Here is a 13274-nt window from a genome sequence, read left to right as displayed (position 1 = left end):
CAGGCCGGAGCAAAGGACGCACCTGAATAAAGAAACCTGCCAGATGCCCAAGTAGATGCGGCCTATTCTGAGAGATTCAAGCGTCACAAGCTTGACGAAGATCAGAAGAGTCTAGTCTTGCAGCCAGATCAGGGAGGCGAAGCGACCGGTACGCGGACTGCGCCGGTAGGAGAAAAAGCGCGGGTCGCTGACCGTACACAGCCCGCCGCCATGGACGGCGGTGATTCCGCGGGCGGCCAGACGCAGGCGCGCCAGGGCATAAATATCGGCCATGAAGCGTCCGGCATTGACGCTGGGGACAAAGGCTTCGATTGTTTCAGGATGCGTAGAGAGAAAGGCTTCGCGCACTTCCGCCCCCACTTCGAAGGCACCGGGGCCGATGGCCGGGCCGAGCCAGACGAGGATTTGCGACGCCGGCACGTCCAGTCGATCGACAGTGGCTTCCAGCACGCCTGCGGCCAACCCACGCCAACCGGCATGGGCAGCGGCTACGCGGGAGCCGGCACGGTCGCAAAACAACACTGGCAGACAATCGGCGGTCATCGAGGTGCAGGCAATGCCCGGCGTGCTCGTCCAACTGCCGTCGGCTTCGGCGGTCAGCGTCGGATCGGCCTCGACCACCCCGACACCGTGCACCTGGCGCAGCCAGGCAGGCTGAATAGCAAAGGTATCGGTGAGGCGACGGCGGTTTTCCGTGACGGCGAGGGGATCGTCGTCGACATGATCACCGAGGTTGAGACTGTCGAACGGCGCCAGGCTGACACCGCCCGCCCGCGTGGTCACGCAGGTCCTGACCCGCGCCGGCGCAGGCCAGTCGGGAATCAGGAAGTCACTCACCCGATGAACGCCTCGCGGTCCTGCTTGAGCAACGTCAGCAACCAGACGAAATCGTCCGGAAGTGGCGACTCCCAGCTCATGCGCTTACCGCTGGTCGGATGATCCAACTCGAGGAAACGTGCGTGCAGGGCCTGGCGCGGGAAGTTTTTCAGCGACTCGACCATGGTCACGCTGGCCGCCGGCGGAATGCGGAAGCGACCGCCGTAGGCCGGATCACCGACCAACGGGAAGTTGATATGGGCCATGTGCACGCGAATCTGGTGGGTACGACCGGTTTCCAGCTTCACCCGGACATGGGTGTGGGAACGGAAGCGCTCCAGCACGCGGTAGTGACTCACCGCCTGCTTGCCGCCTTCCATCACCGCCATGCGCTGGCGCTGCTGCCCGTGGCGACCGATGGGGGCGTTGATCTTGCCGCCGGCGGTGACCACGCCGATCACGATGCATTCGTAGATCCGGCTGACGCTGCGGCTCTGCAATTGCGTGACCAACTGCGTCTGGGCCTGGATGGTCTTGGCGACCACCATCAGACCGGTGGTGTCCTTGTCCAGGCGGTGCACGATGCCCGCGCGCGGCACATTGATAATGTCCGGCACGTGGTGCAGCAAGGCGTTGAGCAGGGTGCCATCGGCGTGACCGGCAGCCGGATGCACCACCAGGCCCGCAGGCTTGTTGATCACCAGGATGTCGTCGTCTTCATAGACGATATCGAGTTCGATGTCTTGGGCGATCCATTCACCCTGAGCTTCCTGCTCGGCAATCAGTTCAAGAACAGCGCCACCATGGACGATGTCTCGCGGGCGGATAACCGCGCCATCCACAGTCAGGCGGCCGTCTTTGATCCAGGCGGAAAGGCGCGAGCGAGAGTGCTCAGCGAAGAGTTGGGCGGCGACTTGATCGAGGCGTTGGCCGCCCAGTTCGGACGGCACCTCTGCGCGAAGTTCAATTTTATCGGACATGCTCGGACTAGGCGTCGGCACAGCCTTTGGTTTCGGCTGCGCGCTTGTGGTTAAATACGGCGTCTTTTGCCCCGAGGCTATCAACGGGGCACTCATCATAACAGGACGGCCCCGCCCAAGACAGCGGCCGTCATAGGGACGCAAGCCGCCATGCAAGTGAGACACCTGCTGCTGATCGCCATCCTCGCACTGACTGCTGCTTGCTCGTCGAAGGAAGTCGTCGACGAAAACTTGAGCGAAGTCGAGCTGTACCAGCAGGCGCAGGCCGACCTGGACAACCACAGCTATACCAGCGCCACCGCCAAGCTCAAGGCTCTGGAGTCGCGTTATCCGTTCGGTCGCTACGCCGACCAGGCCCAGCTCGAACTGATCTACGCCAACTACAAGAATGGCGAACCGGAGGCTGCCAAGTCGGCCGCCGAGCGTTTCATTCGCCTGCACCCGCAACATCCGAACGTGGACTACGCCTACTACCTCAAGGGCCTGACCTCGTTCGACCAGGACGTCGGCCTGCTGTCGCGCTTCCTGCCGCTGGACATGACCAAGCGTGACCCGGGCGCGGCCCGTGACTCCTACAACGAGTTCGCCCAGCTCACCAGCCGCTACCCGAACAGCCGCTACGCGCCGGACGCCAAGCAGCGCATGATCTACCTGCGCAACCTGCTGGCGGCCTACGAGATCCACGTGGCCGACTACTACCTGACCCGTCAGGCCTATGTCGCCGCCGCCAACCGCGGTCGTTATGTCGTGGAAAACTTCCAGGAAACCCCTTCGGTCGGTGACGGCCTGGCGGTGATGGTCGAGTCGTACCAGCGTCTGCACCTGGACGAACTGGCGGCTTCGAGCCTCGAAGTGCTGAAAACCAACTACCCGAACCATCCGACGCTGGTGGACGGTCAGTTCGTGCCACGGGTCGCCGAGGCGGACAACCGTTCGTGGATGAGCAAGGTCACCCTGGGCCTGATCGAATCCCGTCCACCGCTGCCGCCGGGCGAAACCCGCGCCAACCAGGACGTGGTCAAGCAGTTCCAGGACGCCAAGGATTCGATTCCGTCGGACCTGAAGCCGGAAGGCGGCGATGCGGCCCAGGAAGAGCAACACGAGGCCGAAGGCAGCAAAGGCAGCAGCAACCGTTCCTGGTTCAGCTACATGACCTTCGGCGTGTTCGACTGAGTCACAGCCCCGTGTAGGAGCCGGCTTGCCGGCGATGGCGGCAGCCCATTCAGCGCCGCACTCTTCCCCTACCCGCCGCCGGCGTAAGAAAAGAGCCTTTCGAGGCTCTTTTTTTTGCCTTCGCCACGCCCCCCATCAAATGCGCTGTGCGCCCGGCATGTCCTTGGCTAAACTGCCGGATCATTTGCCAATAAGCGGGTTGCCATGGTTCGCCTACTGTTCTGGATTGCACTGATTGCGGCCGCCGTGTGGTTCTGGCGTAAATTCAATCGGCCCACCGCCCCCAACCGCCCGGCAGACACACTGGAAGCCGCGCCCATGGTCCGTTGCGCCCATTGCGGCGTGCACCTGCCCCGTGACCGCGCCCTGAGCGTGCAACAGGACTGGTATTGCAGCCAGGCCCACCTCGAGCAAGGCCCGGGCCCTCGTGAGCGCTGAGACCTTCAGTCTCGGCGGTGCCCAGGCCCAGCGCCTGCTACGGCTTTATCACCTTTACCGTCTGAGCATCGGTATCGCCCTGGTCTTGCTGATCTCCAGCAAGATGGACGACAAACTGCTGGAGCTGGCCGACGGCGAACTGTTCCGCACCGGTAGCTGGATCTACCTGATCCTGAATATCCTGGTGGTGGCCCTGCTGGAAAACCCCAGGCGCCAGGGCCAGGTCTTTATCCTGGCACTGGCGGATGCGGTGATGCTGTCCGGCCTGTTCTATGCCGCCGGCGGCGCACCGAGCGGCATCGGCAACCTGCTGATCGCCTCCGTGGCCATCAGCAACGTACTGCTGCGCGGCCGCATCGGCCTGCTGATCGCCGCCGTCTCGGCCATCGGCATCATTTACCTGACCTTCTACCTGAGCTTCAGCCGCCCGGCCGCCGCCGGCTATTACGTGCAGGCCGGTTTGCTGGGCATCTTGTGCTTCGCTGCCGCGGTTCTGGTCCAGGGCCTGACCCGGTTGCTGGCGGTGAGTGAAAACCTCGCCGAACAACGCGCCAGCGACGTCACCAATCTGGAAGAGCTCAACGCCCTGATCCTGCAGCGCATGCGCACCGGCATCCTGGTGCTTGACGAACAACACCGGGTGCAGCTCGCCAACCAGGGGGCGCTGACGCTGATGGGGGAGCAGGACCTGAACGGTCATGTGCTCGACGCCTATTCCCTGGAATTGGTCGAGCGCCTGCAAGTCTGGCAACGCAATCCGATACTGCGCCCGCAAAGCCTGAAGATCCTCGGCGCCGGTCCGATCCTGCAGCCCAGCTTTATCGCGCTCAAGCGCGGCGAGCACACCCAGACACTGGTCTTCCTCGAAGACTTGTCGCAGATCGCCCAGCAGGCCCAGCAGCTCAAGCTCGCGGCCCTCGGGCGCCTGACCGCCGGGATTGCCCATGAGATCCGTAACCCATTGGGCGCCATCAGCCACGCCGCCCAACTGCTACAGGAGTCGGAGCAGATGCCGGAGGCGGACCGCCGTCTCACGCAGATCATCCAGGACCAGTCCAAACGCATGAACCTGGTGATCGAGAACGTGCTCCAACTGTCCCGGCGGCGCCAGACACAAGCGCAACTGCTCGACCTCAATAAGTGGCTGCAGGCCTTTGTCAACGAATGGCGCGAGCGTTCCCGGCCCAAACAGTGCCTGCACCTGCAGATCGACGACGCGTCCCTGCAGACCCGCGCCGATCCGCTGCAACTGACCCAGGTGCTGAACAACCTGCTGGAAAACGGCCTGCGCTACAGCGCCCAGTTGCATGAACTGGCGCAGGTCTGGCTGACCTTGGCAGTGGACCCGAACAACGGGCTGCCGACCCTGGAAGTCCTGGATAACGGCCCCGGCGTCGCCGCCGAGCAACGCCAGCACCTGTTCGAACCGTTCTTCACCACCGAGAGCCAGGGCACCGGCCTTGGCCTCTACCTGTCCCGCGAGCTATGCGAAAGCAACCAGGCGCGCCTAGACTACTCGGTACGCCAAGGCGGCAGTTGCTTTCGCATCACCTTCGCTCACGCACGTAAACAGAGTTGAACATGAGCCCACGGCAGAAGATCCTGATCGTCGACGATGAACCGGATATCCGCGAACTCCTGGAAATAACCCTGGGCCGGATGAAACTCGACACCAGCAGCGCGCGCAATGTGGCGCAAGCCCGGGAAAAGCTGGCCCAGGAAAATTTCGACCTGTGCCTGACCGACATGCGCCTGCCGGACGGCACCGGCCTTGAGTTGGTGCAGCATATCCAGCAACGTTATCCCCAACTGCCGGTGGCGATGATCACCGCCTATGGCAGCCTTGACACCGCGATCAACGCCCTGAAGTCCGGCGCCTTCGATTTCCTGACCAAGCCGGTGGACCTGGCCCGCCTGCGGGAACTGGTCGCCAGCGCCCTGCGTTTGCCCACCAGCGGTGGCAAGGCGCCGTCCATCGACAGCCGGCTGCTGGGGGATTCACTGCCCATGCGCGCCCTGCGCAAGCAGATCGACAAACTGGCCCGCAGCCAGGCACCGGTGTATATCAGCGGCGAGTCGGGCAGCGGCAAGGAGCTGGTGGCGCGGCTGATCCATGAACAGGGACCACGCGCCGAACGGCCGTTCGTACCGGTGAACTGTGGGGCGATTCCGGCCGAACTGATGGAAAGCGAGTTTTTCGGCCATCGCAAAGGCAGTTTTACCGGTGCAGTGGAGGACAAACCGGGGCTGTTCCAGGCGGCCAATGGCGGCACGCTGTTTCTCGATGAAGTCGCCGATTTGCCGCTGGCTATGCAGGTCAAGCTGCTGCGCGCCATCCAGGAAAAGGCCGTGCGCAGTGTCGGCGGCCAGCAGGAGGAAATCGTCGATGTGCGGATCCTCTGCGCCACCCACAAGGACCTGAACGCCGAGGTCAGTGCCGGGCGTTTTCGCCAGGACCTCTACTATCGCTTGAATGTCATTGAATTACGGGTGCCATCCTTGCGTGAGCGGCGCGACGATATCGAGCCCCTGGCCACCAATGTCCTCAATCGACTGGCCTCGGGCAGTGGCATGCCGGCGGCCCGCCTGCATCCGCTGGCGCTGGATACGCTCAAGGGCTACCGCTTTCCCGGCAACGTGCGGGAATTGGAGAACATGCTCGAGCGGGCCTACACCCTGTGTGAAAACGAACAGATCGAAGCCGGCGACCTGCGCCTGGCCGAGGGTGGCGGGAGCAACATGCAAGTCGGCGAACCGAGCCTGGCGCAGATCGACAATCTGGAAGATTACCTGGAGAGCATCGAGCGCAAGCTTATTCTCCAGGCCCTGGAGGAAACCCGCTGGAACCGCACGGCGGCGGCCCAGCGCTTGAACCTGTCGTTTCGTTCGATGCGCTATCGGCTCAAAAAGCTCGGGCTGGATTAAGGCCTCAGATCCGGCCCTCGGGCGCATAAGGCGCCGGATCGATGATCGGCTCACGCCCCAGCAACAGATCGGCAAACAACTGGCAGGACGCCGGCGCCAGCACCAGTCCGTTGCGATAATGCCCGCAGTTCAGCCATAGCCCCTCGAACCCCGGCACCCGGCCGATATAGGGAATCCCCTCGGGCGAGCCCGGCCGCAATCCCGCCCAGTGCCCGACCACCTCAGCCTGCGCCAACGCAGGAATCAACTCGACCGCCGAGGCCTTGAGGCTTTCCAGCGCCGACAGCGTCGGCGTCTTGTCGAAGCCTTCATGCTCCAGCGTGCTGCCCACCAGGATATGCCCGTCACGCCGGGGAATCGCATAACGGCCTTTCGCCAGGACCATGCTCGAGAGAAAATCCGCCGCGCACTTGTAGAGGATCATCTGGCCCTTGACCGGCTCGACCGGCAGCGCCAGCCCCAAGCTGCTCAAGAGTTCGCCGCTCCAGGCCCCCGCCGAGAGCACGACCTGATCGGCACGCAGCTCACCCATGGCCGTGCGTACGCCGACTACGCGCTCGCCTTCACGGAGAAACCCGGCGACTTCGCACTGCTCGCGAATCGTCACATTGGGCAAGGCCTGCAAGGCTGCCTTGAGGGATTTCACCAGGCGCGGATTACGCACATTGGCGACATCGGCCATGTAGATGGCCCGAGAATAACCGTCGCCCATCACCGGCACCGCATCGTGAACCGCCGAGATATCCACCGCGCTCAGGGGACGCTGCTCACGTTCGGCCCAGGCCAGGGCCTCGGCTTCGTCGTCCAGGTCGAGCCAGTACAGGCCGGTGGTGTGAACCTCGGGATCGACACCGGTGGCGGCGAACAAGCGCTCGCCCAGTTGCGGATAGAAGTCCTGGGACCAATGGGCCAGGGCCGTGACCGCAGGGCTGTAGCGCCAAGGGTAAAGCGGAGAAACGATACCGCCGCCGGCCCAGGAAGACTCCTGGCCAAGGCCGGAGCGATCGAGCAGCGTCACTTTCCCGACCTCGGCGGCCAGATTGAAGGCAGTCAGCAGGCCAATCACGCCACCGCCGATGATTACCACGTGTTGTTGCGTTGCCATCGAGTCATCCAACAGAAAAAGAAACCGGTGCGGGCTGCGCCCTGGAAAGCGGCGGTCAGCGCCCCCAGCAATCTTTGCTCGTCAACCCCGCGGTTGCCCCTGGATTGGTAAGCGCGCCGGTATTAGTAATAGTGAAACCACCACACTTGTCACCAACCATCATCGACCCGGGCGCCGCCGTCGCCGCCAGGGTGAAATCCTGGGCATTCAGGGTCGGGGTAATTGTGTAATAGGTATTGCCGGCACTGACCGTCGCCCCCGAATAGGTACCGTTCTTCGAGTAGAACCGCTCAAGGTTCTGGGTCTGCTCGGACAACAAGCCGGCGATCTCCGAACGGTGCGTACTCTTCACATAATCGGCGTAACTGGGATACGCCACCGCCGCCAGGATACCGACAATGGCAACGACGATCATGAGCTCGATCAATGTGAAGCCTTTACAGATTTTTTGCATACGCTGCGTTCCCTATTGGATTTGTCGCCACATGATCCGCCGACTGCCACCGCCACCCTTTTCCGCCATGGAGGTCGTGCCGCCACTGGAGTCGCTGAAAATCTTGGCGGTGGATTGGTTGAGGATACTCGTCAGATTCGGAATACCGACAGAAAAGATAAAGCCGCTGGATTGCAGATCGTTGGCATCAACCACACCACTGCCGTTGGTATCGAGCACTGGATAGCTGAGCATCTTGCCGGTAAACGCATCCAATTCCACCACCTTGCCGGTACCGAAACTGACGCAAGGGTCGGTGGTATCCACCGCTGCGGTGGTGAAAATGATCCGACCGAGGGTGATCTGTGCCGGGTAGATCACCCGCTCGCCGGCCGCGACGTTGTTGTAGATCAGCGGCAGGTACCAACCCTTTTGCGTCGGATAGGTCACGGCGTTGGTGCTGGTGGTGAAGAACTGGATGCCGTTGGAGGTGAACAGCCCGGTAATCGACTGGGCTTGCAGGTTACTGACAGTCCATTGCCCGGTGCTGCCGCCGGCATCCCAGACGGCATAGAAGCCTTGTACGGCCTTGCTCAGCTTGTCCGCGGTCTCGTTGAACTTGCCGGTACCAAAAAACACCATGGTGCCACCAGCCGGGTTGGCCGCCAGCAGCGGCTGTGCGGTGATCGGCTGGGTGGTGGTGCCCGGCGCCGTGAACAGCGGACTGCCGGCAAAGGCCAGGCCCCAGCCGGAGGGCGATGTGGCACTCAAGTCGAATTTCCACATGTTTCCCTTGAGATCCCCGCCGTAGGCGGCCTGCACCACGTTTTGCGCGTTCACTGTCAACTTCACCGAGGACAGGCCATTGGTGGTGTCGCTGGTGTTGACCACTATTTTGCTGATCAGCGAACCGTCGCGAATATCCACGACATACAAGGCCGCCACCCCGGAGTTGCTGCCATAGCCATTGGCGATGAACGCCGCCCAGCGGCCATCGGAGAGCTTCGCCACTTCGGGTTTGGCATAGGCGTACCCCAGGTCATTGAAGGCGTTGCCAGTGTTAGGTGTATCCGGGGCACGCATCTCCCAAAGGGCGTTGTACACGTTGCCGGCCGACGCATCGTACAGCTGGACCGCGTAGAAGGCCTTGCCGCCGGCCCCGACGCCGCCCAGGGCCACGGTCTTCCAGGCACTGTTGCTGAACTGGGCATCGTAGACCCCTACCTGACCGTCGTTGAGAAATTTGTGCCCGGTGCCGCCGGCATAAGCCGGGTCCGAAATGAAGTGCAGTGAAGGCAACACGCTGGAAGGCATATAGGCATAGAGCCGGGTACCCTTGGTCGCGTCGATGACACTGAAGAAGCCGTCGTTGGCATTGACCACCAGACTGCTGTTCATCCCCGTGGCCTTGGTGGCCAGGTAGCTGGTATAGCTGCTGTCGCCCACCAGATCGGAGGCCGTCTGCGCGGTTGGCAACGCCACCACCACCGGCGAATTGATGATATCGCCGAGCAAAACGGTACGCACCTTCAAACCCGTCTTGTTGGTGCCTTTGCTCCACTCCACCAGATCGGTGCCGAGGATACCCGTGGGCAGGTTCTGGTTGAGGGTGGTCTGCTGCGTTAAGGAAAAACCCGTGAAGGCCAGGCTGATCGCAGCGTTGCTGGTGGTATTCCAGGATTGATACAGCGGTGGGGTAGCCCCCGGAAGGATAGTGCTGTCGGTCGTCCAGTTGACCGCCGCGAGATTGACCGTGCCGTTGGTATTGAGGCCATAGGACTTGATCGTGCCGCGCCAGTCCTTGGGGTCGTAGGCGCTCTGGAAATAACTCGTCGCGGTCCCCGCGCTCGCCGAATTGGACGCCCCGCCGCCACCGGAACCGGCCTTGGAGGTGATATCGCTGAAGGCGGACGACAGCGCCGTGCTCAAGCCGGCCTGGTCGATGGCCAGGTAGTATTTGCCGTGACCGTAGTTGGCCGAGTTGGCGAGCATCTGGTTGCTGGCCGTCAGCCCCACGGTGTAGGTAAACATGTTCTGCTTGGGAAAGTCGGGGCTGTCCCAGCTCTTCCCGGCTGCGTCGTTACCCGCGGAACGCATATCGATGTCGTAGGCGAACTTGGCGAGATCGTCGAGGTACAGGGTATCCCCTTCATTGTCGCCGTTGGGGTTATTGCCATCGACGACGCCATCCCAGTTTGGCAGTGAGGGGGGGCCGCCCTGGGCCTGGGGATCGTTCGTCGGGAAGGTACGGTCGTAGGTTGGCAAACCATCGGTGACCACCACGCCGTAGTTTTTCTGGCAACGATACTGAATCGGGCTGGTATAGGTGCTGGGCGATGAGTTGTAGTACGGCGTCATGCCGCGAAAATAGCGGGTGATCTCATAGTAGGTCTCGGCCAGCGGGGTGTTGGCGATCGAACGCAGCGTGCCGATCGAGGACAGCAGGTTGTTGTAGTTCGTATCGGCCTGGGCCTGCGTCACCGTGCCACTGACCGGAGACAGGTCGCTGATCGAGCGAACGATATAACCGCCGGGCCCCGGGTCGTAGTAACTCGGCGGGTTGAAGGTTGCCAGGCCGATACGCAGGTTGCGGTTGTTGGTTACCAGCGACGAGGCCACGTTACGCGCGACGTTGATCCGGTAATCGGTGGGAATCGTTCCGTCGGTGTAGTCCTTTTGCAGGGACGTCATCTGGGTGATCAGATAGTAAAGATACTTGTTGGAGATCCGCGTATTGCCGCCCCCCAACGGGTCCGGCAACTTCAGGCAGTAAACACTCGCGTTTTTGCTGGTCGACAAGGTGAAACCGCTGTAACCGGACGGGCAACTACCCGGATACAGATTGCCGATGAACTGGTTGTCACTGGTCATGTCCAGTGTCTGCAGGCTGCCGCAATTGGAATAGGAATAGCAGTTGTAGACCTGCAGGGGGACCTTCGTCTGATCGAAACCCGTGGCCCAGATCAGGTTGTCCATGCTGCCGGAGTCGTCCACCAGCAGCATCACGTTCGGCGCCACCGCCGCCGCGCTCAACAGCGGTGAGTCCGAAGGCGTGAACGCATACACCGGCGCCGCCAGATAAAGCCCCAGCAAGGCGCCGACAAGCCGCCGCGACCAAGCTGAAAAACGGCTTTCGCGGGCCTTAATACTTGGCATAGACACTCTCCACAATTGACCGCGAATTGCCGTTGATGGCCACTGCCGTCACGCGGTACAGGGTCGCCGAGGTATTGCTTGGCACATTGACCGCCGCCATCGTGGTACCTAGGTTCTGTACCCCGTAGAAGCCGCTGCCGGCGGCGATCCAGGTCACCCCCGAGGTGCCATTGGTCCCGGCGGCCGATACCGTGGCGGACTCCGCCGGCGGCGCACAGGTGACGTTGGTGGTGCACACCGCCAGGACGTAGGTACTTTGCTGAACCGCGCTTTCACCGGTGCGCAGCGCCGCCTCGGCAGTCTGGAACGAGGTATTGCGGAAGGTCACGCTCCCGGCCATCTTTTCCTGCAACGTCGCGTTGCGCATGGAGGAAATGCCGATCAGGGTCAACAGCAACAGGAATATCAGGCTGATCAACAGCGCCATGCCACGCTGCGGACCGGACCTCAAGCCTGGGTGCTTTCGGGGCGAGCACATCATACGAAGTCCACCTACTGGAGCCGGTTGCGCAGAGCCGCAACCACGCTGTACTGCTGATCGGCGACCTGGCCAAGCGGATCGTACAGGGTCATTTGCAGGCGCACGCTGCGGATGGTTGCCGGGTCTGCGGGATTGCTGCTGTAAGAGCTGACAGCAATATCGGTCGCGGATATCGCGACACCAAAGGAGACGGTGAAGCTCCTGACATTGCTCACCAGCCCAGCCGCCGGGCTGGCTCCGGTGGCGACGGTAATCTGGTTGTTGCTGAAGGCATAGATCTGCTTGCGCAAGGGGAAGGCCATTTGCCCGGCGGCCGGAGTAGCTGCCCCCTGGGTGGCCGTCGCCGTATTGCGACAATCGGAAACGATCGTCCAGGTCGGCGCCCCGCCATTGCCGCCGATATCGGCGGTCACCAGCGTCAGGGTATTGCTGGCGCTGTTCCAAGTGATCGGCGTGGGGGCAATCGCCAGGAAATCCGCCGCCGCCGTGGTATTGATGGCGCTGGTGGCCAGGCAGCCGAACATGCCGACCATACGAATTTCCTGCACCATCTTGCTGAGGATAAAGCGCGCATCCTCCTGCATGCCGGCGGCCTTGTTCTGGCTGATATAGGTACTCTTGGCCGCGACGAATATCTGGGTAATCCCCAAGACGACGATCAGTCCCAGGGTGATGGCGATCATCAACTCGATCAGGCCGAAGCCTCTGCTATGACGGATCATGGCCCGGCTACCGGATCGACTGCTACGCGGCTATTAAGCGTGAAACTGGGACTTGCCGTGTCGTGGGCCATATTGGCCGCCCGCTGGTCACTCCAGTTGATGACGATAGTGACCGCCCTGCCGTTCACGACAATGTTCCCATCCCCGTTAACCCCGGCAAAATTATTTATATTGGTCTTGAAGTCATAGAAATCGGCATCACGGGCTGCTGTCGAAGCCGCCGTTGCGGTGGAAGCTTTGGCGCTGGCCAGGGTGTAGTCCGCATCCGGATTGGCGCGGATACGGTCCATCATGTCGTAGGCAATGAAGCTGGCCTGGCTTCTCATCTTCGAGCTGTCCGTGTAGATCAGCGCATCGAGCTGAATCGCCGCCGCTCCCAGCAGGCCGATGGCGAGGATCAACACCGAAATCAGCACCTCCACCAGGGTCATCCCTGATTGCCTCGCACTCCTCGTCCGTCGCATCAACAACCTCCGCCCAATGAAACCCGGCCATTGAGGCACACATTGATCACGCGGCTTTGTGTGCCCAGCGTATAGGTGAAAACCACCGCGGAACCGGGGACGGACAAGCCACCCAGGTTATTGAAATCGAGGGTGGTTACTCCGGAGGTCACCACCAGGGTCGCGCCGCTGGTCATGGCCGGTACGATCCTAATGTATTGGGGGTTGGCGCCATCGCTCGACACCTGCAAAACCCCCAGGTCTGTAGTCCAGGCCGCGTTGGCCGTGGTCGGCCGGACACGTACGGAAACACCTCGGTTCATGGCCTCGAGCCGCGCGAAATTCAGACCACGGACCAGGTCGCTGGCCTCGGTATCAGCCTCGGAACCCTGGATCGAACTGGTGAACGACGGCAAGGCAATCGCCACCAGGATCGCGAAGACCGCAAGGGTGACCATCAACTCGACCAAGGTAAAGCCGTGAGTACTGCGGCGCATGAGAAATCCCTCGATGCCATCGACTATAACTAGCGGTACAACCTAAAACATTCTTCATCAGGACGTACGGTTGTTTTCCCAGGATCAGCGCCCGGATCGCGCCGA

13 protein-coding genes are annotated in these 13274 nt (G+C 61.9%); 4 read left to right on the top strand and 9 right to left on the bottom strand.

Annotation, left to right across the window (positions count from 1 at the left end; all coding sequences use genetic code 11):
- Nucleotides 1-111: 111 nt before the first annotated feature.
- Complete coding sequence (gene pgeF / locus M5C71_RS06575) at nucleotides 112-837, bottom strand: peptidoglycan editing factor PgeF (RefSeq protein WP_248767506.1); 726 nt, start codon at nucleotides 835-837, stop codon at nucleotides 112-114.
- Entirely contained in the window at nucleotides 834-1796 is a 963-nt protein-coding gene (gene rluD / locus M5C71_RS06570) for a 23S rRNA pseudouridine(1911/1915/1917) synthase RluD (protein WP_103498791.1), read from the bottom strand. Before rluD ends, pgeF begins: the two co-directional genes overlap by 4 nt.
- A 150-nt stretch (nucleotides 1797-1946) precedes the next feature.
- Between rluD and M5C71_RS06565 the strand changes: the two genes are divergently transcribed.
- From M5C71_RS06565 to M5C71_RS06550, 4 genes are all read left to right on the top strand, one after another.
- Nucleotides 1947-2969 carry an outer membrane protein assembly factor BamD gene (locus M5C71_RS06565; protein WP_103498792.1) on the top strand — a complete coding sequence of 341 codons (1023 nt, stop codon included), beginning with the start codon at nucleotides 1947-1949 and terminating at the stop codon, nucleotides 2967-2969.
- Between the two features lie 204 nt (nucleotides 2970-3173).
- A complete protein-coding gene (locus tag M5C71_RS06560; RefSeq protein ID WP_103498793.1) occupies nucleotides 3174-3407 on the top strand; it encodes a PP0621 family protein in 234 nt (77 codons plus the stop codon).
- Nucleotides 3397-4986, top strand: coding sequence for an ATP-binding protein (locus M5C71_RS06555; RefSeq protein WP_248747496.1), 1590 nt, complete (start codon nucleotides 3397-3399; stop codon nucleotides 4984-4986). Before M5C71_RS06560 ends, M5C71_RS06555 begins: the two co-directional genes overlap by 11 nt.
- Nucleotides 4987-4988: 2 nt before the next feature.
- Nucleotides 4989-6332: a sigma-54 dependent transcriptional regulator gene (locus M5C71_RS06550; protein ID WP_248767505.1), complete on the top strand. Its 1344-nt coding sequence runs from the start codon at nucleotides 4989-4991 to the stop codon at nucleotides 6330-6332.
- Between the two features lie 4 nt (nucleotides 6333-6336).
- Here the strand turns inward: M5C71_RS06550 and thiO are convergent, their stop codons facing one another.
- From thiO to M5C71_RS06515, 7 genes are all read right to left on the bottom strand, one after another.
- Nucleotides 6337-7437, bottom strand: a complete 1101-nt coding sequence (gene thiO / locus M5C71_RS06545; protein WP_248767504.1) for a glycine oxidase ThiO — start codon at nucleotides 7435-7437, stop codon at nucleotides 6337-6339.
- A 55-nt stretch (nucleotides 7438-7492) separates the two neighbouring features.
- On the bottom strand, nucleotides 7493-7891 hold the full coding sequence (locus M5C71_RS06540) for a type IV pilin protein (protein WP_248767503.1): 399 nt from the start codon (nucleotides 7889-7891) through the stop codon (nucleotides 7493-7495).
- A 12-nt stretch (nucleotides 7892-7903) separates the two neighbouring features.
- Nucleotides 7904-11026, bottom strand: coding sequence for a PilC/PilY family type IV pilus protein (locus M5C71_RS06535; protein WP_103498798.1), 3123 nt, complete (start codon nucleotides 11024-11026; stop codon nucleotides 7904-7906).
- Complete coding sequence (locus M5C71_RS06530) at nucleotides 11013-11453, bottom strand: PilX N-terminal domain-containing pilus assembly protein (RefSeq protein ID WP_247263167.1); 441 nt, start codon at nucleotides 11451-11453, stop codon at nucleotides 11013-11015. Before M5C71_RS06530 ends, M5C71_RS06535 begins: the two co-directional genes overlap by 14 nt.
- Nucleotides 11454-11518: 65 nt before the next feature.
- Nucleotides 11519-12229 (bottom strand): prepilin-type N-terminal cleavage/methylation domain-containing protein, encoded by a 711-nt coding sequence (locus M5C71_RS06525; RefSeq protein WP_177099351.1) that lies wholly within the window; start codon nucleotides 12227-12229, stop codon nucleotides 11519-11521.
- Nucleotides 12226-12693, bottom strand: a complete 468-nt coding sequence (gene pilV / locus M5C71_RS06520; RefSeq protein ID WP_177099349.1) for a type IV pilus modification protein PilV — start codon at nucleotides 12691-12693, stop codon at nucleotides 12226-12228. Before pilV ends, M5C71_RS06525 begins: the two co-directional genes overlap by 4 nt.
- On the bottom strand, nucleotides 12693-13169 hold the full coding sequence (locus M5C71_RS06515; protein WP_103498802.1) for a GspH/FimT family pseudopilin: 477 nt from the start codon (nucleotides 13167-13169) through the stop codon (nucleotides 12693-12695). Before M5C71_RS06515 ends, pilV begins: the two co-directional genes overlap by 1 nt.
- Nucleotides 13170-13274 lie beyond the last annotated feature (105 nt).

The organism is Pseudomonas sp. MWU12-2345 (assembly GCF_023242385.1).
Lineage (GTDB): Bacteria > Pseudomonadota > Gammaproteobacteria > Pseudomonadales > Pseudomonadaceae > Aquipseudomonas > Aquipseudomonas gingeri_D.
Note: the sequence above shows the minus strand (reverse complement) of the source record. Positions and strands in the feature narration are given on the sequence as shown.

Coding starts and splice junctions, on each gene's coding strand:
- rluD (WP_103498791.1), bottom strand. CDS start 1,796: ATGTCCGATAAAATTGAACTTCGCGCAGAGGTGCCGTCCGAACTGGGC.
- M5C71_RS06565 (WP_103498792.1), top strand. CDS start 1,947: ATGCAAGTGAGACACCTGCTGCTGATCGCCATCCTCGCACTGACTGCT.
- M5C71_RS06560 (WP_103498793.1), top strand. CDS start 3,174: ATGGTTCGCCTACTGTTCTGGATTGCACTGATTGCGGCCGCCGTGTGG.
- M5C71_RS06550 (WP_248767505.1), top strand. CDS start 4,989: ATGAGCCCACGGCAGAAGATCCTGATCGTCGACGATGAACCGGATATC.
- thiO (WP_248767504.1), bottom strand. CDS start 7,437: ATGGCAACGCAACAACACGTGGTAATCATCGGCGGTGGCGTGATTGGC.
- M5C71_RS06540 (WP_248767503.1), bottom strand. CDS start 7,891: ATGCAAAAAATCTGTAAAGGCTTCACATTGATCGAGCTCATGATCGTC.
- M5C71_RS06535 (WP_103498798.1), bottom strand. CDS start 11,026: ATGCCAAGTATTAAGGCCCGCGAAAGCCGTTTTTCAGCTTGGTCGCGG.
- M5C71_RS06530 (WP_247263167.1), bottom strand. CDS start 11,453: ATGGCGCTGTTGATCAGCCTGATATTCCTGTTGCTGTTGACCCTGATC.
- M5C71_RS06525 (WP_177099351.1), bottom strand. CDS start 12,229: ATGATCCGTCATAGCAGAGGCTTCGGCCTGATCGAGTTGATGATCGCC.
- pilV (WP_177099349.1), bottom strand. CDS start 12,693: ATGCGACGGACGAGGAGTGCGAGGCAATCAGGGATGACCCTGGTGGAG.
- M5C71_RS06515 (WP_103498802.1), bottom strand. CDS start 13,169: ATGCGCCGCAGTACTCACGGCTTTACCTTGGTCGAGTTGATGGTCACC.